Raw genomic sequence first — 24453 nt, forward strand, 5'->3', positions numbered from 1 at the left:
GTATCATATAAAGACTTCTTTATATGTGGTCAACGAATTGTCGAGCAACGACGGCGCGCGCGATTGCGACGATCGCCACCCCTGGGACAAAAAGTCCGTTGCGCCCCCACTTACAACCTTGTAATTCCGGCGCCCGATCAACGGGAGCAGGATCGCATTGGTCCGGTCCGCCCGCCGGTCGAGAAGTTCAATCAAGAGGGGTATCCCAAATGAAGAAGTCGATCACTCTGTCGCTCGTCCTCGCTGCGTCGCTGAGCGTTGCCGCTTGCTCGCAGAAGGCTGCTGATGAAGCCGCTCCGGCCGACACCGCGGCCACCGAAACCGTCGAAGGCGCCGCCGACGGCGCGATGGAAGCCGCTTCGAGCGCCGCCGACGCGACCGCTTCGGCCGCGACCGACGCTGCCGCTGCCGCCGGCGATGCTGCCGACAAGGCTGGCGAAGCTGCCGACAAGGCCAGCGAAGCCGCTGCGGCCGCCAAGGAAGCGACCGATGCCGCTGCCGCAAAGATGGAAGAAGCCAAGAAGTAAGCTTCCACTTTCGCCTGCACAGGCAAGGAAATCGGGGGTCGTCGACATGCGTCGGCGGCCCCTTTTCCTTTTGCGATCAATACCCCGCGGCCACCGCGTCCCGCCGCACGGTTGCCAAGCCGGGCAGGCGCAGTTAGTCTCCGCGCCCAGTGGCCGGTTATCCGGCCGCTTGCACATCGAAAGGAACATATATGCGCAAGATCATCCTCGCCTCGATGGCCGCAGCGGCCTTCAGCCTCGCCGCTTGCTCGGAAAAGGCGCAGCAGGAAACGTCTGAAGCCGGCGATGCGATCGCCGCCGATGCCGCCAGCGCCGGCGATGCCGTCGCCGATGGTGCGGCCGACGCCGCTGACGCGACCGCTGATGCCGCGAAGGACGCCGGCAACGCCGTCGAAGGCACCGTGAATGCCGCTGGCGACGCCGCTGCTGCCGCGGGTGACAAGATTCAGGAAGAAACCAAGAAGGCCGAAGCCAACGACAAGTAAGTCGTCGGCGGGCCCTTGGCCTGATAGGGAAAGAGGGGCTTCGCCGGAATGGCGGGGCCCCTTTTCGCAGGAGGCGGCGATGACGAAATTTCCAACCTGCGCGGCCTTGGCCGCGGCCCTGTGCCTCGTTGCCGGCTGCAGCCGCACCGACAATGAGCCTGGCCCCGGCGGCGTCACGGTCAGCGAAGCCAAGGCGCTCGACGATGCGGCCGAAATGCTCGAAAGCCGCGACGGCACCGCTCCGAAAGCCGACACCGGCGCGAGCGGCGAAGACGGCGGCAAATAGGCTTTCGCCAAAGCGATTGCCGCGATAGAAGCCAGGCGTCCCGCAACTGGCGCTGAAGATGGAGTTCCATCGGGGAGCGGGACCGATGCGAGCCGCGCGCCTGGGTGATCCGTCAGAAAAGGAGCATCCCGATGGCCGAAGCACCGCAAACCACCATCGTCTTTCTGCTGTTTCCCGGCATCACCCAGCTCGATTTCACCGCCCCCGCGCAGGCGCTGTGCCGCCTGCCCGGCGCGCGGTTGATCGGCGCAGCGGCCAGCCTCGACCCGATCCCGACCGACTGCGGCTTTGCGATCCTGCCGACGCATGATTTCGCTGCGGCGCCGCAGGCCGATATACTGTGCGTCCCCGGCGGACATGGTGTCGCCGAAGCGTTGGGTGACCCGGCAACGATCGAATTCATCGCGCGGCAGGCGGCGGGCGCCGCCTGGGTGACGAGCGTGTGCACCGGCGCCTTCCTGCTCGGCCGCGCCGGGCTGCTCGAAGGGCGGCGCGCGACCACCCATTGGGCCTATACGCATCTGCTGCCGATGGTCGGTGCGCGCCACGAAGCGGCGCGCGTGGTCGAGGACGGCCCCGTCGTGACGAGCGGCGGGGTAACGTCGGGCCTCGATTTCGCGCTGACGCTGGTCGCGCGGATGCGGGGCGACGCGGCCGCGCAGGCAATCCAGCTCGCAATCGAATATGATCCGGCCCCGCCCTTCGCCGGCGGCCACCCCGACCGGGCGCCCGCCGCGGTGACCGAGGGGTTGAAAGCGCGCGTCTATGACGCAGCGGCGGCGCGGATGGCAGCGGCGCTCAAGAGCTAGAACCGGCCCCTATGCGCAGTTTGCGAGGGCGATCTCGTAGAGTTTGGGCCAATATTTGCCGGTGACAAACAGCCGCTTGCCCTTCGCGTCCCAGGCAATGCCGTTGAGCACGCTGTCGCTGTCGCTGACCCCGGCGTCTTTGCGCAGCCCGGTCAGGTCGATGTAGGAGACGATGGCGCCGCTGTCGGGGTCGATCCGCACGATGATGTCGCTCATCCACACATTCGCCCAGACCTGCCCGTCGATCGCCTCGAGTTCGTTGAGCATGGCGAGCGGACGGCCGCCGAAGCGAACGGTGACGCGGCGCTTTTCCGCCATCGTGGCGGGATCGAAGAAGCGCAGCGTCGGTGTCCCGTCGCTGAGCACGATCGTATCGCCGAGCGTCGTCACTCCCCAGCCCTCGCCCGAATAGGTGAAGTCGCCGACCGGCTTCAGATCCTTGAAACGCCAGCGATGGCCGATGCCGTTCTGCCAGGTGACGCCGATAATCTGGTCGCGCCAGCGCGTGATCCCTTCACCGAACTGGTCGGCGGGGAGCGGCGTTTCCGCGAGCGCCTTGCCGGTCGCCAGGTCGAGCCGCGCGATGCGCGAATGGCCGTATTGCCCCGTCCCTTCGTAAAGATGGCCGTCGTCCCAGAACAGGCCCTGGGTGAAGGAGGACGGATCGTGCGGATAGGTCTGGACCACCCGGTAGCCGCAGCGTTCGATCGTGGCGCGCGGCGGCGGCGCAGGCGGAGCGACGGCGGCCGCGGGATCGGCGAGCAGCGCGGCAAGGACGAGAAGCAGGCTCATGACCGCCTAGCTATGCTGCGGCGCATGAACTGGCAATGGCCCGGAAAAAGGTGAAGGGACAAAAAAGGGCCGGAGGATTGCTCCTCCGGCCCCGTTTCTTGTTGGCTGAGCGCCGAACGGTAAGGACTTAGAAGTCCATGCCGCCCATGCCGCCCATGCCGCCGCCGCCCATCGGCATCGCCGGCTTGTCTTCGGGAAGCTCGCTCACCGCCGCTTCGGTGGTGATGAGCAGGCCCGAAACCGAGGCAGCGTCCTGAAGCGCGGTGCGCACGACCTTGGTCGGGTCGATGACGCCGGCGGCCTTCAGATTTTCATAGACGTCGGTCGCGGCGTTGAAGCCCTGATCCTGGTTGTTTTCGCGCAGCAGGTTGCCAGCGACAACCGCACCGTCATGGCCGGCGTTGGCCGCGATCTGACGCAGCGGCGCTTCGATCGCCTTGCGGACGATGTCGATACCGCGGGTCTGGTCGTCGTTGGCGCCCTTCAGCCCATCGAGAGCCTTGGTGGCGTACAGCAGAGCCGTACCGCCGCCGGGGACGATGCCTTCCTCGACCGCGGCGCGGGTCGCGTGCAGCGCGTCGTCGACGCGATCCTTGCGTTCCTTCACCTCGACTTCGGTCGCACCGCCGACCTTGATCACCGCAACGCCGCCGGCGAGCTTCGCCAGACGTTCCTGCAGCTTTTCGCGATCGTAATCCGACGTGGTGGTTTCGATCTGCGCGCGGATCTGTTCGACACGAGCCTTGATCGCGTCGCCTTCACCCGCACCGTCGACGATGGTGGTGTTGTCCTTGTCGATCGTGACGCGCTTCGCCTGGCCGAGCATGTTCAGCGTGACCGACTCGAGCTTGATGCCCAGGTCTTCGCTGATCATTTCGCCGGCGGTCAGGATTGCGATGTCCTGCAGCATCGCCTTGCGGCGATCGCCGAAGCCCGGCGCCTTGACGGCCGCGACCTTGAGGCCGCCGCGCAGACGGTTGACGACCAGCGTCGCGAGCGCTTCGCCTTCGATGTCTTCGGCGATGATGAGCAGCGGACGGCCCGACTGCACAACCGCTTCGAGGATCGGAAGCATCGACTGAAGGTTCGACAGCTTCTTTTCGAAGATCAGGATGTACGGATCAGCCAGTTCGACCGTCATCTTTTCGGGGTTGGTGATGAAGTAGGGCGACAGATAGCCGCGGTCGAACTGCATGCCTTCGACGACATCGAGTTCGAACTCGAGGCCCTTGGCTTCCTCGACGGTGATCACGCCTTCCTTGCCAACTTTTTCCATCGCTTCGGCGATCTTTTCGCCGACTTCGACGTCGCCATTGGCCGAGATGATGCCGACCTGCGCGATTTCCGACGAGCCCGACACGGCGGTCGAACGGCCCTTGAGGTCTTCGACGACCTTGGTGACCGCGAGGTCGATGCCGCGCTTCAGGTCCATCGGGTTCATGCCGGCAGCAACCGACTTCATGCCTTCGCGGACGATCGCCTGGGCGAGGACCGTCGCGGTGGTGGTGCCGTCACCGGCCTTGTCGTTCGCCTTCGAGGCGACTTCGCGCAGCATCTGCGCGCCCATGTTTTCGAACTTGTCCTTGAGTTCGATTTCCTTGGCGACCGAGACACCGTCCTTGGTGATGCGGGGGGCGCCGAAGCTTTTGTCGATCACGACATTGCGGCCCTTGGGGCCCAGCGTGACCTTGACGGCGTCGGCGAGGATGTCGACGCCCTTCAGGATGCGTTCGCGTGCGTCGCGCGAAAATTTAACGTCCTTGGCAGCCATGAGGATGCTCCTTTAATAAAAGCGCAGAAAACTGCGTAACTTCACACTGAAATCGGCAAACAGGCTCAGGCGAGAACGCCGAGGATGTCAGATTCCTTCATGATCAACAGCTCTTCGCCATCGACCTTGACTTCGGTGCCCGACCATTTGCCGAACAGGATGCGGTCGCCCGACTTGACGTCGAGCGGCGTCACCTTGCCATCTTCGGCCTTGCTGCCGGTGCCGACGGCGACGACTTCGCCTTCCTGCGGCTTTTCCTTGGCGGTGTCGGGAATGATGATGCCGCCAGCCGTCTTTTCTTCGGCTTCGATACGGCGGACGAGCACGCGGTCGTGCAGCGGACGAAATTGCATGGATGTCCCTCCAGTAATGCAATGGATGTCAGACTTAGCACTCACGGGGTGCGAGTGCTAACAAGCGGGCATATGGGTGGAGGGTGTTACAGCGTCAAGGCGATTAAGGGAAAATTTTACGCGCGAACATTACGACGTCGAGCATGACCAGCAAAGCGGCTAAGTCGGCGCCTCAGGAAGGGTTGGAAAAGCCCGAGGATGCGGCGCGCCCATGCCTTGACACCATGCCGTATCGAGCCATCGTGTTTGCCGATCTCCATAAAAATGGCTCGATGACACCGCGCTACTGGGTTGCTGGAGTGGCCGGGGGACCGTGGAATGCGATAAACAGCTTGAAAAAGGCCGTCGAGGCTCATGGCGCAACGTGCTTTTATTGTCCGGCTGCGCTGACGAAGGAAACCGCCACCATCGATCATGTCGAAGGGCAGACGGGGGAGATGCCCAACGCGATCCAGAACCTCGTGCTGGCTTGCAAGCCATGCAACGCCAAGAAAGGCCATCTTCCGATCGATGCCTATAAACCAGAAGCTGGACGCGAGTGGCTATCCTCGCTTCTGAATCAGGTTGAGGAGCGGCTCCGCAAATTAAGCTGAGGGCAACAACCCTAACCGCGCCCGCATCCTCCAGCGCATCAGTAACACCGCCGACACCACAATGAGCCCCACGGCAAGACCGATCCACACGCCAACGCCCGCAAGCGGCGTCCAGAAGCCCAGGTAGACGGCGGTGCCATAGCCCGCGATCCAGTAGCCGCAGACCGCGATAATCATAGGCACGCGCGTATCCTGAAGCCCGCGCAATACGCCCGCCGCGACCGTCTGGGCGCCATCGAACAGCTGGAACGCGGCGGCCACGAGCAGGAACTGCAGCGCAAAATGGACGAGCGCGGCGTTACGCGCCGCATCGACGTCGACGTAGATCGACAACACGAGCCGCGGCGCGAGCCAGATGACCGCTGCGGTCACGACCATGAACCCGATACCCAGGATCAGCGACGCCTGCCCCGCGAGCGTAATGCCGCGATGGTCGCGCGCGCCATAGGAGAGGCCGACCCGGATCGTCGCCGCCTGCGCCACGCCGAACGGGATCTGGAAGGCGAGCGCCGCGATCTGGAGCGCGAGGGTGTGCCCGGCAAGCTGCGCCTCACCGATCCGGCCCATCAGGAAAGCGGCGCCGGTGAACAGCCCGGCTTCGGCCAGAATGATGAGGCCGATCGGGGTGCCGATGCGGAGCATTTCCCAGAAGCGGGGCCATTCGGAGCGCCACCAGTTGCCGAACAGATGATAGCGGCGCAGCCGCCGGTCGGTCTGGATCACGATGATATAGGCGATCAGCATCACCGTGCTCGTGATGACGCTCGACAGCGCCGAGCCCTGCAGTCCGAGGGCCGGCATGCCGAGATGGCCGAAGACGAGGCTCCAGTTGCCGAGGGCGTTGACGAACAGCGCGAGGAAGGTGATCGCGGTGGCAATCGTTGGACGTCCAAGCGCCGAAACGAAGATGCGCAACACGCTCGCTGCGATCATCGGCACCATGCCCCACATCAGGATCAACAGGAATCTGGCGGCATGTGCCGTGATTTCGGGGTCTTGCCCGGTTGCGCGCATGATCGGGCCGCCCGCGGCGCAGACGCCCATGAACAGCACGGACACGATCGCACTGAGCCACAGCGCCATGCGGACGGTCCGCCGTACTTCGCGCACGGCATGTTTGCGCCGCCCGAGTTCGGCAGCGACGAGCGGCGCTGCGGCGCCGACGAGTCCTGTCCCGGTCCACAGCAACAGGCCGAAGATCGAGACGCCAAGCGACGAGGCGGCAAGCGGCGCATCGCCAAGCCGCGCCACGAAGATCACGTCGATCGCATGGACCATCATCTGCAGCAGGTTCGCCGCCGCCAGCGGCAGGGCGAGCGCCAGCGTCGCGCGAAATTCGGCGCGGAAAGTCTGCGGTTGATCCGCCGTCAGGGGGTGGGCCTGCTCGAGCATAGCCGGCCCGGATAGGCGCGCTTTTACGGCCGCTCAATAGCGCGCGAGCGCCGCGCGCGGTTTCGGATGCGGGGGGTGATAAAAAGGCAACAGCCGCTCCCTCATTTCGGCCTTTACCCCGCCCACATTACCGCCATCTCATAGGCGAAGGCGAGGAAGGTCAGCGTCAGGCCGACTACGAACAGGCGATAGGCATAGGCGAGGTAGCGATATTTGCGCCGCGCGAGGACGAGGCCGTTCTGGTAGGTGTCGCGCAGGATCGTTTCATAAAGATCCTCCTCGGTCCGCATCCGTGCCTTGACCGCGTCGATGAACTCATCCTCCTCCATCTGCTCGAACCGGCCGAAAAAGAGGATATTGCTATGATCCTTACCATCGCGAAAGACTGCGGGCGGCGCCTTGCCGACGCGCGGGAGTACCGCCGATATGGCGAGCAGCGCCGAGAGGAAGGAGAAGGTCGCCAGCAGCGCGAGCGGTAGCGCGAAGGCCCCCGCCCCGGCGCGCGCCTGTCCGACCGCGAGGGTGAAGACCACGAAGGTCGCGCCCATCAGGATCGACGCCTTTTGATCGGCCATCTGCGACAATTGCATCGTGATCTGCTGATTGGTGCGCACGAGATGCACCGCGTTGGGCGGAAAGGATATGGCGGGCCGCTCCGGCGCCGCGTCCGATTTTTCGCTGTCCATCCAGCCCCCTCCCTGCCCCTTCAGCTTGCGGCGACCTTCGCCCGGATGGCACGAAGGACCGCGAACGGCAAGATGCTGCCCGATTGCCGCCGCAATCCCTTGCCAAGCGGGACGGGGCGCGGCATGCCCGCCCGCAGTTTTTTCATTATGGGACGCACCCGCATGAGCACCCCCCTCGCCGACCAGATCCACGGCCTGATCGAACCTTTCAACAAGAAGGGCGTCGCCCTGACCGACGCGACGACCTTTGCCGGCGACCTTGAGTGGGACAGCCTGACGGTGATGGATTTCGTCGCCGAGGTCGAGGATACGTTCGACATCATCATCAGCATGAACATGCAGGCCGAGATCGAAACCGTCGGCCAGCTCGTCGCCGCGGTCGAAAAGCTGCAGGGCTGAAAATCTTGTGCTCCCCGGCGAAAGCCGGGGTCAACGCGACGTCGCGCGACCTATCTGGACCCCGGCTTTCGCCGGGGCACACGGAAGAAACGAATATGACCGACCTTTTCTCCAAATTCGACCCGCTCATCGAACAGCGCGCGGCGCTGCTCGCGACCGGCGTGACCGATCCGTTCAGCCTGGTGATGGAGAAAGTGCTCTCGCCCACCGTCGCGATCTGCAACGGGCGCGAGACGATCCTGCTCGGCACCTATAATTATATGGGCATGACCTTCGACGAGGATGTCATCGCCGCGGGCAAGGACGCGCTCGAGAAGTTCGGCAGCGGCACCACCGGCAGCCGCGTCCTCAACGGCACCTATCAGGGGCACAAGGCGTGCGAAGACGCACTGAAGGAATTTTACGCCATGGATCATGCCATGGTGTTCTCGACCGGATACCAGGCGAACCTCGGCATCATTTCGACAATCGCCGGCAAGGGCGACTATGTCATCCTCGACATCGACAGCCACGCGTCGATCTATGACGGATGCAAGATGGGCGACGCCGAAATCGTCGCTTTTCGCCACAACGATGTCGAAGCGCTCGAAAAGCGGCTGAAGCGCCTGCCCGCCGAGGCCGGCAAGCTCGTCGTGCTTGAAGGCGTCTATTCGATGCTCGGCGACGTTGCGCCGCTGAAGGAGATGATCCGCGTCTCCAAGGAAAATGGCGCGATGGTGCTGGTCGACGAGGCGCATTCGATGGGCTTCATCGGCGAACATGGCCGCGGCGTCGCCGAGGCGCAGGGCGTGATCGACGATGTCGACTTCATCATCGGCACCTTTTCGAAGAGCGTCGGCACCGTCGGTGGCTTCTGCGTGTCGAACCACCCGAAGTTCGAGATCTTACGGCTCGTCTGCCGCCCGTACGTCTTCACGGCCTCGCTGCCGCCGAGCGTCGTCGCGACCGCGGCGACGAGCATCCGCAAGCTGATGCACGGGTCGAACAAGCGCGCGCACCTGTGGGAAAATTCGAAGACGCTGCACAAGGGGCTGCGCGATCTCGGCTTCACGCTGGGCACCGAAGAGCCGCAGTCGGCGATCATCGCGGTCATCATGCCCGACCTCGAAAAGGGCGCAATGATGTGGGAAGCGCTGCTCGAAGAAGGCCTCTACGTCAATCTCGCCCGCCCGCCCGCGACCCCCGCGGGCATGACGCTGCTGCGCTGCTCGCTATGTGCTGAACATTCGAGCGAGCAGGTGAGCGAGATCCTCGGCCGCTTCGAGCGCGCGGGCAAGCGCGTGGGGATTATCGGCTGAACCGAGCCGCGCCGCCGACCAGCGGATTCATTTTCGGGGCGAACCGAGCGGAACACCGCGCCGTGCGGTCTTCACCGCTTTGCCCCGGAACGCTTGTTGGATAGAAGATCAGCGTGTTCGAGCGGGATTTGGATCACGACAATGAGAGCCGTCGCGAACGGCTGCGCTTCTGGCTGACCGTCGGGCTGGGCGCGGTGCTGACGGGCGTCGTCGGCGCGCTCATCATGTTGATGAGCCGTGCCAACGACAATTATGACCGCTCGCTGAGCTGGCAGGCGCACAGCCTGGAAGTGATTTCACAGACGCGCAGCCTCGATGCCGCGCTGGCGCGCGCCGAGGCGGCGCTCGGCCGCTTCGCTGTCGGCCTGAAAAAGGAGGACGGTCGCGTCTTTCAGCAGCAGTGGGGGCTGTCGCAGCAATATCTCGCGCTGCTCCGCCGCAACGTCCGCGACAATCCGGAGCAGGCGGCGCTGGTCAAGACACTGACCGCCGAACTCGACCGGCGCGGGACACAGCTCGGCGATGCGGCGCTCAGCGCCAATTACAACCAGACCATTGCTGCGATCTCGAAATATAATGCCGCCGGACACGATGCCGCGCTGCTGCGCATCGACCGGCTGCTGACCGAATTGATCGGCAACGAACGCGCGATCCTTGCCAACCGCAACCAGCTTGCAGCCGCCGACCGCGCCAGCCTGAACCAGGCGATCCTGCTGTTCACCGTGCTCGCCGCCGCCGCCGCCGTGATCGCGATTGCAGCGACCGTCTCACTCGTTCGGGCGCAGAGCGAACGCCGCGCGGCACGGCGCGAACAATTGGCCGAAAGCGACCGCGCGATGCTGCTGGAGGCGGCGGTGAACGAGCGAACGGCCGAGCTGGCCGAAGCGAACAGCGCGCTGCGCAGCGAAATGGCCGAACGCGCCGCCGCCGAGGAGCAGCTTCGCCAGGCGCAGAAGATGGAAGCGGTCGGCCAGTTGACCGGCGGCATTGCGCATGATTTCAACAATATGCTCGCTGTCGTCGTCGGCGGGCTGGAACTTGCGCAGCGGTGGATCGGCGAAGCGCCCGAAAAGGCACAGCGCCACATCGGCAATGCGATGGACGGGGCCAATCGCGCCGCCGACCTGACCCGCCGCCTGCTGGCCTTCGCACGGTCCGAACCCGCACGCCCCGAAATGACGCCGATCGACGCCTGCATCGCGGGCTTTTCGGAATTGATCGGGCGCACGATCGGCGACCGTATCGCGCTGACGCTCGACCTTCAGACCGAAGGGCTCGCCTGCTGGGTCGACAAGCAGCAATTCGAAAATGCGCTGCTCAACCTTGCCGTCAACGCGCGCGACGCGATGGACGGGCACGGGTCGCTGACGATCCGGACGCTGCGCGACGAAAAGGACGACACCGCCGCGCTGGCGGTGGAGGTGATCGATACCGGCTGCGGCATGTCGCCCGAGGTACTCAAGCGCGTGTTCGACCCCTTCTACACCACGAAACCCGCGGGTCAGGGCACGGGCCTGGGGATGAGTCAGGTCTTTGCCTTTTGTCGCCAGTCGGGCGGCGAGGTGCAGATTCATTCGGTCGAGGGCGAAGGCACGCGCGTTGCGATGCTGCTGCCCGTCGCAAAGCCGCATGCCGAAGCGGCGGCGCCCGCGGGCGGTTCCGATGCCGCGGTGAGCGAACCGCCGACGGACGCGATGCGCATTCTGGTGGTCGAGGATGACGAGCGCGTCCTGGCCGCCACCGTCGACGCCGTAACCGAGCTTGGTCATCAAGCGATCGCCTGCGACGATCCGCGCGCCGCCGCCGGGCTGGTCGAAGCGCATGGCGGGTTCGACCTGATCCTCAGCGACGTGCTGATGCCCGGCCTGACCGGTCCCGAAATGGTCGCAGAACTGAAGGAACGCTGGCCCGATCTGTCGGTGCTGTTCGTCACCGGCTACGCCGGCGATGCCAGCGAGTTCGAAAGCTTTGGCGACCATGACGTGCTGCGCAAGCCCTTTACGCTGAACGCGCTCGAACAGGCGATCCGCCGCTGCGGCGATGCGCCCGCACCGGAGCGCATCGCTTCCTAGCGGATTGCGCCGCTCTTCACGAGGCGCGGCACCAGCGTCAGCGCAGCGACGAGCGGCCAGCGGCGCTGCCACGGCTTGATCTCTATCTTGGTGCCCGCATGGCGGTTGATCTTCCAGGCGAGATAATCGATCCCGCCGGCATAGGTCAGGCTGGCCTTGGCGAGCCGCACGATGCTGAGCAGCTTGCCCTCGATCCGCCGCCGCACCCAGCCGCCACCGGTAGAACCGACCGGGATTGCCGCCATCGCCGGCAGGCTGAAGCGGTCGTAGCGCGCGGCGTCGGCATCGACGACCGACTGCGCCCGGCCGCTGCGTTCGGCGCGCAATTCGACCGAATAGGTCAACGAAAAGGCGCGCCGCCACCAATCGAGCGGCGCCTCGCCATCGACCGATCCCGCCGCCGCGAGCAATGTCGGCGCGGCGCGTGCCACCGCCGATACCGCGCGGTCCCGCGCGGTATCGTCGACGGCCCAGACGAGCCGCGACGGCTGAGCAAAGCGCGCCCAGACCGATACGTTGCGCGTTTCAGGGCCGTTCAGGCGGTGAAAATCGCTTTCGCTGAGCACCGCATATTTGGCGATCAGCCCCTCATGCTCGAACGGAAAGACGTTTGGCGGGATAAGCCGGTTGGCGGCCGCGAGCCAGCGCTTCGGATAGGCATCGCCATAGTCCGAAACGATCAGATAGAAATCGAGCATCAGCCCGTCGAGTTCGCTTTCGCGCAGGCAGCTGCCGTAAAAGAGTACCGCGCGGGCGCTGCCCGGGTAGCGGGCCGCGATCGCCGCCGCCATCGCAGCGACGCGCGGATCGACCGGTGTCGAAAGCTCTTCGCGGACGAGATCGGTATGCGCCGACATGCGAGCGCTCAGGCGGCGAGGCGCAGGAAGGGTACCGGCTGGGTCGAGGTCAGGATGATCGGCCGGCCGTGCTTTGCCTCGAAAATCTCGCCGTCGAGGATCACGTTCGAGCGTTCGCCCTCGATACGGATCTCATCACCCTGTTCGAAATGGACCCCGGCGAGCTGATGCTGGCCGAGGGTCCCTCGCCAAGTGGCCCCGAGCATGCGGAACAGCGCGCCGACGCTGCGGTCGACCGCGAGCAATTTCATCCGCCCGTCGCCGCCGTGCGTATCGCTGGTGCGGATACTCAGCAGCAGCTTTTCCAGTGTCGTGACGATGAGCAGCGAGAATTTGCCCTTGAGCTGGCCCTGTCGGATCAGCGACACGGTCAGCGGCTCGGGCTTCGGCGGCAGGCGCCCGCCGCCAATGCCGAAGATGATCGCGAAAAGCCCAAGAATCGCGGCGAGCACATGCGACAGGCCGTTGGGCAGGCCGAGCGGATAGATGCGATTGCGGCAATAGAGCATCACGTCGGCCAGATAGGCACCACCCAGGAACATGCCGAGCACGGGGCGATTGCCGCCGCTGTCGAGCGCGATGAGCTGCCGTTCAATGACATGATCCTCGAGCCGGCCATTCGACACGAGTTCGACGACGCGCTCGAGCGCCTTGATCGGATCGCCTTCGGCGCCCAGATCGAGCGCGATCAGGTTGGTCTTGCCGTTCGGCAGCACCGCGACGGGCGGCGGCGAACCGCCGAAATGGCCCCCCGAATAAAGTTCGGTCAGCGCGGCCTGAACGGTGCCGTCACCGCCGTTGATCGCGACGATGCGCGGGCTGACCATCGCGATCGTACGAATCGCTTCACCGATCTGGTCGACATCCTCGACCTCGTAATGAAAAATGTCGGGGTGCGCCGCGCAATATTCCCGAACCCGCGGCAACAGGGCACGATTCCCCGTTGAGCGCGGATTGGAAAGAAGGGCGACGCTTGCCATCGAACCCCTACATATATTTCATGTTGATCGAGATCGTCTTCGGCGCGTTGCCAACATCGAACCCCGTCTTCTTGTAGCTCGGCTTGCCGAGATTGAAGATGTTGATGCTCGGGTTGTTCGACATGCCGCCGCCGTCCGAGGTCAGATCGGTCTTGCCGTTGCCGTTGACGTCGTGGCGCACCGCAATGCCATAGTGGCCCGCTTCGGGCAGCGGCACGCAAACGGTCATCGACCCGGCCTGTGCCGGCACTTCGACACGGGTGATCCAGCGCCCCTTGGCGAGCCATTCGGACGCTGTGGCACGATAGCTTTGCACACGAATCTTGCCCGTCCCGGCCTTCACGCCGTTGATGTGGACGAGGGTGGACGGACCGCTCCGGCATTTCGACAGGTCGTTGGTGATAACCTGTCCCTCTGCGTTTGCTGCCACGGATACGGCGAGCAGAGCCACGCAGAGCGACGCCGAGATAAATTTCGACATGACGCATTAGCTCCCAGTGGTTATAGCCACGCCAGCACCGAGCCGACATGGGTCCCTGTTGCCCTTGAATCCGGATATCGGAACCATTTGCGGCCAAATCATGGTGATGGGGCGACGAAAGATTGAATAGACTGCCCGCCATCGACCGTTACATCGCGCGGCTCATCTTCTTTCCCATGCTCGGTACGCTGGTCCTTTCGGCCATGCTGCTGGTGCTGGAAAAGATGCTGCGCCTGTTCGATTTCGTCGCGACCGAAGGCGGGCCGGTGAGCGTCGTGTGGCGGATGCTCGCCAATCTTATCCCAGAATATCTGTCGCTTGGCATCCCGATCGGGCTGATGCTCGGCATCCTGCTCGCCTTCCGCCGGCTCGCGACATCGAGCGAGCTCGACGTGCTGCGCGGGGTGGGGATGAGCTTCGGACGGCTGATGCGCATGCCCTATGCCTTTGCCTTCGCGCTGGCGCTGCTCAACCTCGCGATCGTCGGCTTTATCCAGCCCTATGCGCGCTACGCATATGAAGGGCTGCGCTTCGAATTGCGGTCGGGCGCGCTCGGCGCGTCGATCAAGGTCGGCGAATTCACCAAATTGGGCAGCCGGATGACGCTGCGCATCGAGCAGAGCTATAACGAGGGGCGCAATCTGCGCGGCATCTTCGTGCGCGGCGAGAACAAGGACGGGCAAAGCGTTTCGGCAACCGCCGCCGAGGGACAGTTTCTTGCCACCGACGATCCCGACACGATCATCCTGCGCCTGACGCGCGGCGTGCTGATCCATGAATCGCCGAAATTCGCGGTGCCGCGGGTCTTGACCTTCGACAGTCACGACCTGCCGATTCCGCTACCCAAGATCGAGGCGTTCCGCACCCGCGGCGGCGCCGATCGCGAACTGACGATCCCCGAATTGCTCGTCGTCGGTCACGACCAGGCCGAACCGCTGGCGACGCGGCTCGAATCGCGCGCGAATTTCCACTTCCGGATCGTCGAAGTGGTGTCGATGTTCTTCATCCCGCTGATGGCGATCGCGCTGGCAATTCCGCCCAAGCGATCGACAAGTTCGCTGGGCGTCTTCCTGTCGATCGTGCTGCTCGTCACCCAGCACAAGATCAACGAATATGCCGAAGCGCTGGGCGCGCGCGGTGCGGTCGATCCGCTGCTGGCGCTGTGGATTCCGCTGCTGCTGTTCGGCGCGCTTGCGGTGTGGATGTATTATACGGTGGCGCATGTCCCCGGCGGCCAACCAATCGGCGCGCTCGAGCGCGTCGCGGCCAAGGCCGGGCAGAAAGTCCGCGCCTTCATCCGCCTGTTCCAGCGCAAGCAGCAGCATATCTGACGATGAACCAGCTCCATTTCTTTCCGTCGCGAACCATGGCGCTCTATGTCGGGCGGCTGTTTCTGGTGCGCAGCTTCGCGATCCTGTTCGCGCTCGTGCTCGTACTCCAGACGCTCGACCTTCTCGGCGAGAGCGGCAAGATCCTGTCGGTCGCAGGCAACAGCGACAGCGACGTGTGGCGCTATGTCGGGCTGCGCCTGCCGCAGATCATCGAGACCTTTCTGCCCTTCTCCGTCCTGCTCGGGACGATCTTGACGCTGATCACGCTCAACCAGAACAGCGAGGTCATCGCGATGAAGGCGTCGGGCATGTCGGCGCATCAGGTGCTGGCGCCGCTGTTCCTTGCCGCGCTGTTCGTTGCCGCGATCAGCTTCGGCTTCAACGAAAGGATCGTGACGCGCGCGACCGCGGCGCTCGCCGCCTGGCAGAAGGTCGAATATGCGCAGATTCCGAAAGACACCGGGATTCGGTCGAACATATGGGTTCGCGACGGCAACAATCTGATCAACGCCGCGACCGTCAGCGGTACCGGAACAGCGATCACGCTGCACGGCGTGCGCATCTATGAACGGTCGGGGGGCGTATTGTCCTCGATACTTTCGGGCGACAGCGCGCGGCCGGTCGCGGGTGGGTGGGAACTCACCAACGCCAAGCGCTTCCTGCGCCGCGCCGGTATCGTCCAGCCGCTCGGCACCATCGTCGCCGCGCCGGGCGTGCGTCCCGACCAGTTCACCCTGGCGCAGGTCGACGGCGATCAACTGCCCTTCACCGAGCTCAAGGCGGCAATCGGCGATCTCGAGGCAGCGGGGCGACCCGTCGATGCGCTGAAAGGCGTGTTGTGGCACAAGATTTCGGGGCCGCTGTCGGCGGTCCTGATGCCGCTACTCGGCGCCGTCGCGGCATTCGGCCTGGCGCGATCGGGCAAGCTGTTCGTGCGTGCAATCATCGGCATGGCGCTGGGCTTCGCCTATTTCGTCGCCGACAATTTCGCGCTCGCGATGGGCGACCTCGGCGCCTATTCCCCCTTCCTCGCCGCATGGGGGCCGTTCATCCTGTTCGCGCTGATCGGCGAGATGATCCTGATCCGGACCGAGGAATAGCGTCCGGACTCCGGGCGCATAGCCGCCGCCCCCCAAGCACCGCCCCGTTTCGGGCCCGGTCCAAATGTTTCGACGGGCAGGCCGAAGCCTCTCTCCCCACCCGGAGGCCGGCAGCGCCCAAAAGAAAAGGGGCCGCTTTCGCGGCCCCTTCGATTGGTTCGAGAGTCGAAGGATCAGTCCTTCAGGAAGTCGGGCACATGGCCCTGATCTTCCGGACCGTCTTCGCTGCGCTCGCGACGCGGGCCGCGGTCGCCGCCATCGCGGCGGGGGCCGCGATCGCGGCCGCCACGGCCACGGTCGCCGCGATCGCCGCCGTCACGGCGCGGACCACGATCACCGCGCGGTTCGCGGGGTTCGCGCGCCGGACGCGTGTCTTCCAGTTCCTCGCCGGTTTCCTGATCGACGACGCGCATCGACAGGCGGACCTTGCCGCGCGGATCGATCTCGAGGACCTTGACCTTGACTTCCTGGCCTTCGGACAGAACGTCGGCGACCTTTTCGACGCGTTCGTTCTTGATTTCCGACACGTGGACGAGGCCGTCCTTGCCGCCCATGAAGTTCACGAATGCACCGAAATCGACGAGGTTCACGACCTTACCGTTGTAGATCTTGCCGACTTCGGCTTCTTCGACGATGCCGAGGATCCACGCCTTGGCGGCTTCGATCTGCGCGGTATCCGACGAGGCGATCTTGATCGTGCCTTCGTCGTCGATGTCCACCTTGGCGCCGGTCGTCGCGACGATTTCGCGGATGACCTTGCCGCCGGTGCCGATGACGTCACGGATCTTCGACTTGTCGATCGTGATCGTTTCGATACGCGGCGCATGCGCCGACAATTCGCTACGGGCTTCGCCGAGCGCCTTGTTCATTTCGCCGAGGATGTGCGCACGGCCTTCCTTGGCCTGCGCCAGCGCCTTTTCGAAGATTTCCTTGGTGATGCCGGCAATCTTGATGTCCATCTGCATCGTGGTGATGCCTTCGGACGTGCCCGCCACCTTGAAGTCCATGTCGCCGAGGTGATCTTCGTCACCCAGAATGTCCGACAGGATTGCGAAATCCTGGCCTTCGAGGATCAGGCCCATCGCGATACCCGACACCGGGCGCGCGATCGGCACGCCGGCATCCATCATCGCGAGGCTGCCGCCGCACACCGACGCCATCGACGACGAACCGTTGGATTCGGTGATGTCGCTGGTAAGACGGATGGTGTAGGGGAAATCTTCCTTCTTCGGCAGCACGGGGTGCAGCGCACGCCACGCCAGCTTGCCGTGGCCGACTTCGCGGCGGCCCGGCGCGCCGAAGCGGCCGACTTCGCCGACCGAATAGGGCGGGAAGTTATAGTGCAGCATGAAGTTCTGATACGACAGGCCGTTGAGGCCGTCGATCATCTGTTCGGCTTCCTTGGTACCCAGCGTGCAGGTCGCGATCGTCTGGGTTTCACCGCGGGTGAACAGCGCCGAACCGTGCGCGCGCGGCAGGAAGTGCGTTTCGGCGACGATCGGACGAATCTGCGTCGTCGTGCGGCCGTCGATGCGCTTGCCGTCCTTCAGGATGGCGGTGCGGACGATTTCGGCTTCCAGCTTCTTGGTCAGCTTGATGCCGGCCATGACTTCCTGCGGGCTGAGGCCGTCGGCTGCAAACTGTTCCTTCGCCTTCGCGCGCGCTTCGTTGAGCGCGTTCGAACGGGCCGACTTGTCGGTCAGCTTGTAGGCGGCGGCGATGTCCTTGCCGATCAGCTTCTTAAGCTTGTCCTTGATCGCGGCATTGTCGTCCGACGATGCGATTTCCCAAGGTTCCTTGGCAGCCTGTTCGGCAAGCTTGATGATCGCCTTGACGACTTCACGGCACGCATCGTGCGCGAACATCACGGCGCCGAGCATGATCTCTTCCGACAGCTCGTTCGCTTCGGATTCGACCATCATCACCGCGTCGTGCGTCGCGGCGACGACGAGGTCGAGGTCGCCTTCGGCAACCTGTTCGTCGGTCGGATTGAGGATATATTCGCCGTCGAGATAGCCGACGCGCGCAGCGCCGATCGGACCCATGAAGGGGACGCCCGAAATGGTGAGCGCGGCCGAGGCCGCGACCATCGCGAGGATGTCGGGTTCATTGTGGCCGTCATAGCTCAGCACCTGAGCGATGGCATTGATCTCGTTGTAGAAGCCTTCGGGGAACAGCGGGCGGATCGGACGGTCGATCAGACGGCTGACCAGCGTTTCCTTTTCGGTCGCACCGCGTTCTCGCTTGAAGAAGCCGCCGGGGATGCGCCCCGCGGCCGAATATTTTTCCTGATAATGGACGGTCAGGGGGAAGAAGTCCTGCCCTTCCTTCACCGACTTGGCAGCGGTCACGGCGCACAGAACGACCGTTTCGCCCAGTGTCGCCATCACGGCGCCGTCGGCCTGACGGGCAACCTTGCCCGTTTCGAGAGTCAGCGTTTCACCGCCCCACTCGATCGATACTTTTTTCACGTCAAACATGGAATTTCCTTCGCCCGCCGGGCCCTATGCCGGGCGGGGCCTCTGTTCCGGGCAATCCGGCCCGGGCGGGTCGGGGCGTCTGTCTGCCCCTGGTTTTCGGAAGCCGGCGCCGGATTGCGGCGGCTCCTCTCCACGCCGCTCTTGCGAACGGCAAAAATGAAAGCGGCCCCGAACCCGGAGCCGCCCTCATGGTCTTACTTGCGAAGACCCAGCTTCGCGATCAGGTCGGTGTAGCGTCCCTCGTCCTTCTTCTTGAGATAGTCGAGGAGGCTGCGGCGCTTGTTGACCATCATCAGCAGCCCGCGACGGCTGTGATTGTCCTTGGCGTGCGACTTGAAATGGCCGGTCAGCGTGTTGATGCGGTCGGTCAGGATCGCGACCTGCACTTCGGGCGAACCCGTATCACCCTTTTCGCGGGCATGTTCCTTGATGAGTTCGGCCTTGCGTTCGGCGGTAATCGACATGTGTTTCTTCCTTCGAACATCCTGTTACAGATTGAAGCCCCGCACGACCTTCAGCGTTCCCGCCAAAGCCTCTATCAATGCCACGGGCCGATCGTCGGCGTCGCGTCCCCAATAGAGCCCGTCCTGCGTGCTTCCCCCGGTCCAGACACGACCCTGACGGATCGCCCCTGCCGCTTCCGGGGAAAGGTCCAGAGCCGGGATGCCGACCAGCCCTGCCTCCAGCGGCAGAAATATCTCTGATTGGGCGGCCCCTTGGCCGAAAGCGTTCAATTTGTCCAGCGAAATCGCCTGATCGAGCGCGAACGGCCCTGCCTTCGTCCGGCGCAACATGGTGACATGCCCGACCGTCCCGACCGCCCGCGCAATGTCGCGCGCGAGGCTGCGGATATAGGTACCCTTCGAAACATGCGCCGTGAGCGTGATGGAATCGAGCCGCTCCGCCTCTCCACTTTCGTCACCCCGGACTTGATCCGGGGTCCATTCGGCGCCCTCGGCAACATATGCCTCAGCAAGTCCGGAATGACGAAGAGAGTGGATCATCACCGCCCGCGCCTTCATCTCGACCGTTTCGCCGGCGCGCGCGCGGTCATAGGCGCGCTCGCCGTCGATCTTGATCGCCGAATAGGCGGGCGGCACCTGTTCCATCGCGCCGGTAAAGCGCGGCAGAACCGCAGCAATTTCCGAAAGCCGCGGCCGCACGTCGCTGGTCGCAACGACGTCGCCCTCCGCGTCGAGCCCGGCGGTCTCGGTCCCGAACTCGATCGTGAAATCATAGACCTTGCTCGCGTCGAGCATGCGCCCGCACAGCTTCGTCGCCTCGCCGATCGCGATCGGCAGCACGCCCGAGGCAAGCGGGTCGAGCGTCCCGCCATGGCCGACCTTGACCTTGCCCAGCCCGGCTTCGCGGCACACGCGCTTGACTGCGGCAACCGCCTGCGTCGAGCCGAGCCCGACGGGCTTGTCCATTATGATCCATCCGTTCATCGCCGCGCGGGCTAGGCCGCGCGGGCGATGCTTGTCAATTCGACCGGGATCGATTCGATCGGGCTCAATTCGACTTGGCGGCGTCCGCTGCGGCCTTGGCGGCTTTCTCCGCCTCGCGCGCTGCCTTGCGCTCTTCCTTGGTCGGCGGCGGCGCCGATGTCACGAAAGACGAAATCGCGCAGCGTTCACCGCGCACCAGAAGCGACGCGAACTTGTCGAGCCGCGAGGTTCCGCGCGTGTCGACGCCGATCGCCTGCGCAAAATCGATGTCGCGGCACGGACCGAAGAAGGTGGCATAATACCAGTCGCGGCGGCTGTCCTGAATCCACACGCCATCCTCGCCATCGGCCTGAAAGGTGCGGATCGTCGCGTTGCTGGGAAAGCTGATGCCGGTTTCGACGCCCAGCGCGCGCGATTCCTGCGGTGCCCCTTCGGCCGCCGCAGTTGCCGAAAGGGGAAGCAAGGCGGCGGCCAGGGAGAGTGCGAATAATCTGTTCATAACGAACCTTTCCAGATGGAGGCCCATCCCGGCACACGGCATAGCGGGTCGATGCTGAACCGGCGCTGACCCGCTTGCCACGCTCCCACCAACTTCAGCTTCCTGTGCGCCATTCATCGGCGAGCAGCGACCACAGGCCGGTGTCGCGGACAAAGCCGGTCCAGGTGATCCGCTCGGCGCGCAGCACCCCTTCCTTGGTGCAGCCGAGCTTGGTGACGGCCGCCTGGCTGCGCTTGTTGCGCTCGTCGATGCGAAATTCGATGCGGCGAATGCCGACGGCATAGGCATGGTCGAGCATCAATCGTTTGACGCGGCCATTGAGGCCAGTCCCGCGCGCGGCGGGCTCGATATAGCTGTTGCCGATCTCCACCGTCTGCGCCGATACATCGGGACGCAGATAAGCGGTCATGCCGACCAGCCGATCGCCGTCGACGATCGCATAGGGCATCCGGCTTTCATGCCCGATCAGCGCGTCGAAGCTCGCGTCGAAATGATCGGGATCGAAGCTCGACGAATAGATCGGCCAGATATCGGTATCGGCGGCGCAGGCGGCGCGCAGCGCCTCGCGGTGCGGCTCGGCCAGCTTGACGAGCCGGAGGTCGCCGTCGGTCAGTTCGACATAAAGCTGGTCAAGCATCGGCGCCCGCCTCTTGCAAAGCCTCTGCCGCAGCCCGGCGCTTGGCCATGAAATGGCGGCGGCACATGGCGACATAGCGGTCGTTGCCGCCAATCTCGGTCTGCGCGCCCGCGACCACCGCACGGCCGGCGGCATCGACGCGCAGGTTCATCGTCGCCTTGCGCCCGCATTCGCACACCGCCTTGAGTTCGACCAGCGCGTCGGCGATACCGAGCAGCGCCGCCGAACCGGGAAAGAGATCGGCCGCGAAATCGGTGCGCAGCCCGTAACAGAGCACCGGAATATCGGCCTCGTCGGCGAGCCGTGCCAGCGCGAACACCTGATCTTTCGTAAGGAACTGCGCCTCGTCGACGAGCACGCAGGCCAGCGGGCGCTGACGATGCTCGTCGCTCACCGCCGCCCACAAATCGCTTTCGGGATCGAATTTATGCGCCTCGGCAAGCAGGCCGATGCGGCTGGTGATCTGCCCGGCGCCGTAACGGTCGTCGAGCGCGGCGGTCCACAGCATCGTTTCCATCCCGCGCTCGCGATAGTTGAAATCCGCCTGCAGCAGCGTCGTCGACTTGCCCGCGTTCATGCTGGCATAATAGAAATAGAGCTTGGCCATGGCTTGAGCGATACCGCCTCGGCGGCGCCGCGCAAGCGCAATCAGGCGGCGCCGAGCAACGCGCGAAAACGCGCCGGCTGCGGCAACAGATCGGCGAGGGTATAGCCGTCGAGATGCGCGGCGAAGGCTGCCAGCGCCCCGGCGAGCGCGCCCTGCAATCCGCAGCCGCCGCGCACCGGGCAGGCTGAAGTCGCGGGGTTCATACACTCGACGAAGCCGTCCAGCCTTTCGAGCTCGCGCACCACCGCGCCGACGATCACCGTCTCGGGCGCCCTGGCGAGCGTCAGCCCGCCACCGCGTCCGCGCTGCGCCGCGACATAGCCGAGCGCCTGCAGCCGCTGCGCCACCTTGGCGAGATGGTTGCGCGATACGCCATATTGGCCGGCGATCTCGTCGACCGACATCTGGCGCCCAGTCGCCGCCAGCGTCATCAGGATGCGCAGCGCATAGTCGCTGTGAAGGCTCAATCGCATAAAATAGGTATATGAAATATTGCTTTTATGCGCAAGGTCGATAAAGCGGCAAATGAAATGCCGTTTATCGAGTCGAGGCGATGAAGAAGACCGTCCCCGCCCACCCCCATGCCATCGCTGCGCGCGAGGACCGGCGCGCCGCCGCCATCGCGATGGGGGTCGATGAAGCCTTTATCGCAACGCTCGTCGATCGCTTCTACGCCGCGATCCGGCGCGACGCCCTGCTTGGTCCGATCTTCGACGAACGCATCCACGACTGGCCCGGGCATCTCGCGCAGATGAACCGCTTCTGGCAGTCGATCCTGCTCGGCGCCGGCAATTTCACCGGCAATCCGATGGCCCGGCATCTTGCGATCCCGACCATCGGCGAGAGCCATTTCCAGCATTGGCTCGGGCTCTTCTATGCCACGCTGCGCGATGTGGCGCCGAGCGAAGGGGCGGTCGCGCTGGTCGGCGCGCGGGCGCGGATGATCGCCGAAAGTCTGCTTACCGGCATCGCGGTCCACCGCGACCGCGACCCCGACATCACGCGCAGGATGGTGCTGCCCCACGTCTGACACCCGCCGCGAGCCGGCAGCCGCCGACACCGCAGCTTGACTCGCCCGCCCCCGCTGTCATGCTGCGCACAAAAGATGCAGCATTAACAGTGGGGAGAGCTGCAATGCGATTGATGCCGGTGACCGATGCGATGTTCCTGTGGGGGGAAAGTCGCGAAATGCCGATGCACATCGGCGGCATCAACCTCTACACGCTGCCCGACGATGTCGACGAAACCGACTGGCTGAACGAACAGCTCGCACTGTTGCGCCAGTCGGAAGGGCTGCGGCGGCCGTTCAGCGAGGTGCTGAAACTCACCCCGCTCGGCCAGTACGGCCCGATCCGGCTCGAACCCGACCGCGACATCGACATGCACTATCATGTGCGCTCGGCCGCGCTGCCCAAGCCTGGGCGCTACCGCGAAATGTTCGAACTCGCCTCGCGCCTCCATTCCAGCCTGCTCGACCGCACCCGCCCCTTATGGGAGATCACGCTGATCTCAGGGCTGCCCAATCGGCAGATCGCGACGTTCAAGAAGGTGCATCATGCGCTGATGGATGGCGCGGCGAGCATCCATTTCTACAATTCGATGTTCTCGCCCGACCCCAAGGAACGGCGGACCTGCTCGCCGCTGTCGGTCGAGGCCTATGAAGCCTATAAGCGCAAATTCCCGTCGCCCAAAAAGCCGCCGCGCCCCAGCCTGACCGACATCGCCGCGATCGGCGAGTTTCTGAAGGAGCAATGGGGCAACAGCCTCGGCGTGACCAAGGCGCTCAACCAATATGTCGCGGCGATGTTCGGGATCGGCGGCGAAGGGCTGGTCACCCCCTTTGCCGGCGTGCCGCGCACCAGCTTCAACCGCAACATCACCGGCGCCCGCCGCTTCGTTGCGCAAAGCTGGTCGCTCGAACGCGTCCGCGCGGTCGGCAAGGCTTATGACGGGACGATCAACGACGCGGTGCTGGGCATGTGCGCGGGCGCGATGCGCAAATATCTGCAATCGCTCAACGAGCTGCCCGACAAGCCTTTGAAAGCCATGGCGCCGGTCTCGATCCGCCCCAAGGACGATATCGATTCGGGTAATTCGGTGGCGTCGGTGACGGCCAATCTCGCCACCCATATCGACGATCCCGCCGAACGCATGGCGGCGATCCAGTCGTCGATGAACGCCGCCAAGGCGCAGCTGCGCGCGATGACCGCGCAGCAGATCCAGCTCTATACCGCGATCACCAATTTCCCGCAGATGCTCACCGCGCTGACGCGCACCGCCGACAAATTCCCCGCCTATTCGGCGACCATCTCCAACGTCCCCGGCCCGCGCGAGCAGATGTACTGGAACGGCGCGCGGCTCGACGGCATGTATCCCGCGAGCATCCCCGTCGACGGCATGGCGATGAACATCACGCAGGTGTCGAATTTCAGGAACATCGACTTCGGCATCACCGCCTGCCGCCGCAGCGTGCCGCACGCGCAGCGGATGATCGACTATCTGGAGGAAGCGCTGGTCGAGCTGGAGGCCGCAGCAGGGATCAAGACGCCGAAGGGAAAATAGCCCCTATC

Annotated in this window: 27 protein-coding genes and 1 riboswitch; of the genes, 12 read left to right on the top strand and 15 right to left on the bottom strand. The window is 64.5% G+C overall.

Translation table 11 applies throughout. The features are described from left to right. The first annotated feature begins 209 nt into the window (after nucleotides 1-209). The 4 genes from AOA14_RS04715 to AOA14_RS04730 all read left to right on the top strand — a co-directional run bounded on the left by AOA14_RS04715 (nucleotide 210) and on the right by AOA14_RS04730 (nucleotide 2107). The gene (locus AOA14_RS04715) at nucleotides 210-527 is read left to right on the top strand and encodes a hypothetical protein (protein WP_003042650.1); all 318 of its coding nucleotides are present in this window, start codon (nucleotides 210-212) and stop codon (nucleotides 525-527) included. Between the two features lie 191 nt (nucleotides 528-718). Next, on the top strand, nucleotides 719-1012 hold the full coding sequence (locus AOA14_RS04720; RefSeq protein ID WP_003042652.1) for a hypothetical protein: 294 nt from the start codon (nucleotides 719-721) through the stop codon (nucleotides 1010-1012). Nucleotides 1013-1091: 79 nt separating this feature from the next. Further along, nucleotides 1092-1298: a hypothetical protein gene (locus tag AOA14_RS04725; RefSeq protein ID WP_062900972.1), complete on the top strand. Its 207-nt coding sequence runs from the start codon at nucleotides 1092-1094 to the stop codon at nucleotides 1296-1298. 32 nt (nucleotides 1299-1330) lie between these two features. Continuing rightward, a riboswitch (ZMP/ZTP riboswitch) is annotated at nucleotides 1331-1411 on the top strand. Nucleotides 1412-1429: 18 nt separating this feature from the next. Then, on the top strand, nucleotides 1430-2107 hold the full coding sequence (locus AOA14_RS04730; protein WP_062900973.1) for a DJ-1/PfpI family protein: 678 nt from the start codon (nucleotides 1430-1432) through the stop codon (nucleotides 2105-2107). Between the two features lie 9 nt (nucleotides 2108-2116). Here AOA14_RS04730 and AOA14_RS04735 read toward each other — a convergent pair whose 3' ends face one another. The 3 genes from AOA14_RS04735 to groES all read right to left on the bottom strand — a co-directional run bounded on the left by AOA14_RS04735 (nucleotide 2117) and on the right by groES (nucleotide 5023). Then, complete coding sequence (locus tag AOA14_RS04735) at nucleotides 2117-2899, bottom strand: glutaminyl-peptide cyclotransferase (RefSeq protein ID WP_062900974.1); 783 nt, start codon at nucleotides 2897-2899, stop codon at nucleotides 2117-2119. Between the two features lie 127 nt (nucleotides 2900-3026). Then, the gene (gene groL, locus AOA14_RS04740) at nucleotides 3027-4670 is read right to left on the bottom strand and encodes a chaperonin GroEL (RefSeq protein WP_062900975.1); all 1644 of its coding nucleotides are present in this window, start codon (nucleotides 4668-4670) and stop codon (nucleotides 3027-3029) included. Between the two features lie 65 nt (nucleotides 4671-4735). Next, the gene (gene groES, locus AOA14_RS04745) at nucleotides 4736-5023 is read right to left on the bottom strand and encodes a co-chaperone GroES (protein ID WP_003042663.1); all 288 of its coding nucleotides are present in this window, start codon (nucleotides 5021-5023) and stop codon (nucleotides 4736-4738) included. Nucleotides 5024-5166: 143 nt separating this feature from the next. Here groES and AOA14_RS19170 point away from each other — a divergent pair, with 143 nt between their 5' ends. Beyond that, entirely contained in the window at nucleotides 5167-5616 is a 450-nt protein-coding gene (locus tag AOA14_RS19170) for an HNH endonuclease signature motif containing protein (RefSeq protein WP_082819823.1), read from the top strand. Here AOA14_RS19170 and AOA14_RS04755 read toward each other — a convergent pair. Further along, nucleotides 5608-7008 carry an MATE family efflux transporter gene (locus AOA14_RS04755; protein ID WP_062900977.1) on the bottom strand — a complete coding sequence of 467 codons (1401 nt, stop codon included), beginning with the start codon at nucleotides 7006-7008 and terminating at the stop codon, nucleotides 5608-5610. The two genes, AOA14_RS19170 and AOA14_RS04755, sit on opposite strands and share 9 nt — an antisense overlap. 113 nt (nucleotides 7009-7121) lie before the next feature. Beyond that, nucleotides 7122-7694 (bottom strand): Pycsar system effector family protein, encoded by a 573-nt coding sequence (locus tag AOA14_RS04760; protein WP_062900978.1) that lies wholly within the window; start codon nucleotides 7692-7694, stop codon nucleotides 7122-7124. Nucleotides 7695-7856: 162 nt separating this feature from the next. On the opposite strand from AOA14_RS04760, the gene AOA14_RS04765 reads away from it, so the two are divergent. From AOA14_RS04765 to AOA14_RS04775, 3 genes are all read left to right on the top strand, one after another. After that, nucleotides 7857-8093 (top strand): acyl carrier protein, encoded by a 237-nt coding sequence (locus AOA14_RS04765; protein ID WP_040589850.1) that lies wholly within the window; start codon nucleotides 7857-7859, stop codon nucleotides 8091-8093. Nucleotides 8094-8188: 95 nt separating this feature from the next. Then, nucleotides 8189-9391, top strand: coding sequence for a serine palmitoyltransferase (gene spt / locus AOA14_RS04770; protein ID WP_062900979.1), 1203 nt, complete (start codon nucleotides 8189-8191; stop codon nucleotides 9389-9391). Nucleotides 9392-9519: 128 nt separating this feature from the next. Beyond that, a complete protein-coding gene (locus AOA14_RS04775) occupies nucleotides 9520-11463 on the top strand; it encodes an ATP-binding protein (RefSeq protein WP_234181034.1) in 1944 nt (647 codons plus the stop codon). Here AOA14_RS04775 and AOA14_RS04780 read toward each other — a convergent pair. From AOA14_RS04780 to AOA14_RS04790, 3 genes are read right to left on the bottom strand one after another with little or no spacing between them, the layout of a single operon-like run. Continuing rightward, the gene (locus AOA14_RS04780; RefSeq protein WP_062900981.1) at nucleotides 11460-12320 is read right to left on the bottom strand and encodes a hypothetical protein; all 861 of its coding nucleotides are present in this window, start codon (nucleotides 12318-12320) and stop codon (nucleotides 11460-11462) included. The genes AOA14_RS04775 and AOA14_RS04780 overlap by 4 nt on opposite strands. Before the next feature lie 8 nt (nucleotides 12321-12328). Further along, nucleotides 12329-13300 carry a diacylglycerol/lipid kinase family protein gene (locus AOA14_RS04785; protein WP_003042677.1) on the bottom strand — a complete coding sequence of 324 codons (972 nt, stop codon included), beginning with the start codon at nucleotides 13298-13300 and terminating at the stop codon, nucleotides 12329-12331. 7 nt (nucleotides 13301-13307) lie between these two features. Further along, a complete protein-coding gene (locus AOA14_RS04790; RefSeq protein WP_062900982.1) occupies nucleotides 13308-13781 on the bottom strand; it encodes a DUF2141 domain-containing protein in 474 nt (157 codons plus the stop codon). 176 nt (nucleotides 13782-13957) lie between these two features. Here AOA14_RS04790 and lptF point away from each other — a divergent pair, with 176 nt between their 5' ends. Together lptF and lptG are read left to right on the top strand one after the other, a co-directional pair. Next, complete coding sequence (gene lptF / locus AOA14_RS04795) at nucleotides 13958-15112, top strand: LPS export ABC transporter permease LptF (RefSeq protein WP_062903007.1); 1155 nt, start codon at nucleotides 13958-13960, stop codon at nucleotides 15110-15112. Nucleotides 15113-15114: 2 nt separating this feature from the next. Continuing rightward, a complete protein-coding gene (gene lptG, locus AOA14_RS04800) occupies nucleotides 15115-16212 on the top strand; it encodes an LPS export ABC transporter permease LptG (RefSeq protein WP_058811232.1) in 1098 nt (365 codons plus the stop codon). 173 nt (nucleotides 16213-16385) lie between these two features. Here lptG and pnp read toward each other — a convergent pair whose 3' ends face one another. The 7 genes from pnp to AOA14_RS04835 form a co-directional block, all read right to left on the bottom strand. Further along, nucleotides 16386-18692: a polyribonucleotide nucleotidyltransferase gene (gene pnp, locus AOA14_RS04805; protein ID WP_062900983.1), complete on the bottom strand. Its 2307-nt coding sequence runs from the start codon at nucleotides 18690-18692 to the stop codon at nucleotides 16386-16388. A gap of 194 nt (nucleotides 18693-18886) precedes the next feature. Then, nucleotides 18887-19156, bottom strand: coding sequence for a 30S ribosomal protein S15 (rpsO, locus tag AOA14_RS04810; protein WP_003042688.1), 270 nt, complete (start codon nucleotides 19154-19156; stop codon nucleotides 18887-18889). A 24-nt stretch (nucleotides 19157-19180) separates the two neighbouring features. Next, complete coding sequence (gene truB, locus AOA14_RS04815; RefSeq protein WP_062900984.1) at nucleotides 19181-20140, bottom strand: tRNA pseudouridine(55) synthase TruB; 960 nt, start codon at nucleotides 20138-20140, stop codon at nucleotides 19181-19183. A 64-nt stretch (nucleotides 20141-20204) separates the two neighbouring features. After that, nucleotides 20205-20639: a DUF6491 family protein gene (locus AOA14_RS04820; RefSeq protein WP_062903008.1), complete on the bottom strand. Its 435-nt coding sequence runs from the start codon at nucleotides 20637-20639 to the stop codon at nucleotides 20205-20207. Nucleotides 20640-20733: 94 nt separating this feature from the next. Beyond that, the gene (locus AOA14_RS04825; RefSeq protein ID WP_062900985.1) at nucleotides 20734-21276 is read right to left on the bottom strand and encodes a GNAT family N-acetyltransferase; all 543 of its coding nucleotides are present in this window, start codon (nucleotides 21274-21276) and stop codon (nucleotides 20734-20736) included. Next, nucleotides 21269-21883 (bottom strand): thymidine kinase, encoded by a 615-nt coding sequence (locus AOA14_RS04830; RefSeq protein WP_062900986.1) that lies wholly within the window; start codon nucleotides 21881-21883, stop codon nucleotides 21269-21271. Before AOA14_RS04830 ends, AOA14_RS04825 begins: the two co-directional genes overlap by 8 nt. Before the next feature lie 41 nt (nucleotides 21884-21924). Next, complete coding sequence (locus AOA14_RS04835; protein WP_062900987.1) at nucleotides 21925-22356, bottom strand: RrF2 family transcriptional regulator; 432 nt, start codon at nucleotides 22354-22356, stop codon at nucleotides 21925-21927. 80 nt (nucleotides 22357-22436) lie between these two features. Between AOA14_RS04835 and AOA14_RS04840 the strand changes: the two genes are divergently transcribed. After that, nucleotides 22437-22913: a group III truncated hemoglobin gene (locus tag AOA14_RS04840; RefSeq protein ID WP_062900988.1), complete on the top strand. Its 477-nt coding sequence runs from the start codon at nucleotides 22437-22439 to the stop codon at nucleotides 22911-22913. A gap of 104 nt (nucleotides 22914-23017) precedes the next feature. Continuing rightward, entirely contained in the window at nucleotides 23018-24445 is a 1428-nt protein-coding gene (locus AOA14_RS04845; protein WP_062900989.1) for a WS/DGAT/MGAT family O-acyltransferase, read from the top strand. Nucleotides 24446-24453: the final 8 nt, after the last annotated feature.

It is taken from the genome of Sphingopyxis terrae subsp. terrae NBRC 15098 (genome assembly GCF_001610975.1).
Classification (GTDB): Bacteria; Pseudomonadota; Alphaproteobacteria; order Sphingomonadales; family Sphingomonadaceae; genus Sphingopyxis; species Sphingopyxis terrae_A.

Excerpts from the sequence above, each read along its gene's own strand:
- AOA14_RS04715 (WP_003042650.1), top strand. The coding sequence starts at position 210 with ATGAAGAAGTCGATCACTCTGTCGCTCGTCCTCGCTGCGTCGCTGAGC.
- AOA14_RS04720 (WP_003042652.1), top strand. The coding sequence starts at position 719 with ATGCGCAAGATCATCCTCGCCTCGATGGCCGCAGCGGCCTTCAGCCTC.
- AOA14_RS04725 (WP_062900972.1), top strand. The coding sequence starts at position 1,092 with ATGACGAAATTTCCAACCTGCGCGGCCTTGGCCGCGGCCCTGTGCCTC.
- AOA14_RS04730 (WP_062900973.1), top strand. The coding sequence starts at position 1,430 with ATGGCCGAAGCACCGCAAACCACCATCGTCTTTCTGCTGTTTCCCGGC.
- AOA14_RS04735 (WP_062900974.1), bottom strand. The coding sequence starts at position 2,899 with ATGAGCCTGCTTCTCGTCCTTGCCGCGCTGCTCGCCGATCCCGCGGCC.
- groL (WP_062900975.1), bottom strand. The coding sequence starts at position 4,670 with ATGGCTGCCAAGGACGTTAAATTTTCGCGCGACGCACGCGAACGCATC.
- groES (WP_003042663.1), bottom strand. The coding sequence starts at position 5,023 with ATGCAATTTCGTCCGCTGCACGACCGCGTGCTCGTCCGCCGTATCGAA.
- AOA14_RS19170 (WP_082819823.1), top strand. The coding sequence starts at position 5,167 with ATGACCAGCAAAGCGGCTAAGTCGGCGCCTCAGGAAGGGTTGGAAAAG.
- AOA14_RS04755 (WP_062900977.1), bottom strand. The coding sequence starts at position 7,008 with ATGCTCGAGCAGGCCCACCCCCTGACGGCGGATCAACCGCAGACTTTC.
- AOA14_RS04760 (WP_062900978.1), bottom strand. The coding sequence starts at position 7,694 with ATGGACAGCGAAAAATCGGACGCGGCGCCGGAGCGGCCCGCCATATCC.
- AOA14_RS04765 (WP_040589850.1), top strand. The coding sequence starts at position 7,857 with ATGAGCACCCCCCTCGCCGACCAGATCCACGGCCTGATCGAACCTTTC.
- spt (WP_062900979.1), top strand. The coding sequence starts at position 8,189 with ATGACCGACCTTTTCTCCAAATTCGACCCGCTCATCGAACAGCGCGCG.
- AOA14_RS04780 (WP_062900981.1), bottom strand. The coding sequence starts at position 12,320 with ATGTCGGCGCATACCGATCTCGTCCGCGAAGAGCTTTCGACACCGGTC.
- AOA14_RS04785 (WP_003042677.1), bottom strand. The coding sequence starts at position 13,300 with ATGGCAAGCGTCGCCCTTCTTTCCAATCCGCGCTCAACGGGGAATCGT.
- AOA14_RS04790 (WP_062900982.1), bottom strand. The coding sequence starts at position 13,781 with ATGTCGAAATTTATCTCGGCGTCGCTCTGCGTGGCTCTGCTCGCCGTA.
- lptF (WP_062903007.1), top strand. The coding sequence starts at position 13,958 with ATGCTCGGTACGCTGGTCCTTTCGGCCATGCTGCTGGTGCTGGAAAAG.
- lptG (WP_058811232.1), top strand. The coding sequence starts at position 15,115 with ATGAACCAGCTCCATTTCTTTCCGTCGCGAACCATGGCGCTCTATGTC.
- pnp (WP_062900983.1), bottom strand. The coding sequence starts at position 18,692 with ATGTTTGACGTGAAAAAAGTATCGATCGAGTGGGGCGGTGAAACGCTG.
- rpsO (WP_003042688.1), bottom strand. The coding sequence starts at position 19,156 with ATGTCGATTACCGCCGAACGCAAGGCCGAACTCATCAAGGAACATGCC.
- truB (WP_062900984.1), bottom strand. The coding sequence starts at position 20,140 with ATGAACGGATGGATCATAATGGACAAGCCCGTCGGGCTCGGCTCGACG.
- AOA14_RS04820 (WP_062903008.1), bottom strand. The coding sequence starts at position 20,639 with ATGAACAGATTATTCGCACTCTCCCTGGCCGCCGCCTTGCTTCCCCTT.
- AOA14_RS04825 (WP_062900985.1), bottom strand. The coding sequence starts at position 21,276 with ATGCTTGACCAGCTTTATGTCGAACTGACCGACGGCGACCTCCGGCTC.
- AOA14_RS04830 (WP_062900986.1), bottom strand. The coding sequence starts at position 21,883 with ATGGCCAAGCTCTATTTCTATTATGCCAGCATGAACGCGGGCAAGTCG.
- AOA14_RS04835 (WP_062900987.1), bottom strand. The coding sequence starts at position 22,356 with ATGCGATTGAGCCTTCACAGCGACTATGCGCTGCGCATCCTGATGACG.
- AOA14_RS04840 (WP_062900988.1), top strand. The coding sequence starts at position 22,437 with ATGAAGAAGACCGTCCCCGCCCACCCCCATGCCATCGCTGCGCGCGAG.
- AOA14_RS04845 (WP_062900989.1), top strand. The coding sequence starts at position 23,018 with ATGCGATTGATGCCGGTGACCGATGCGATGTTCCTGTGGGGGGAAAGT.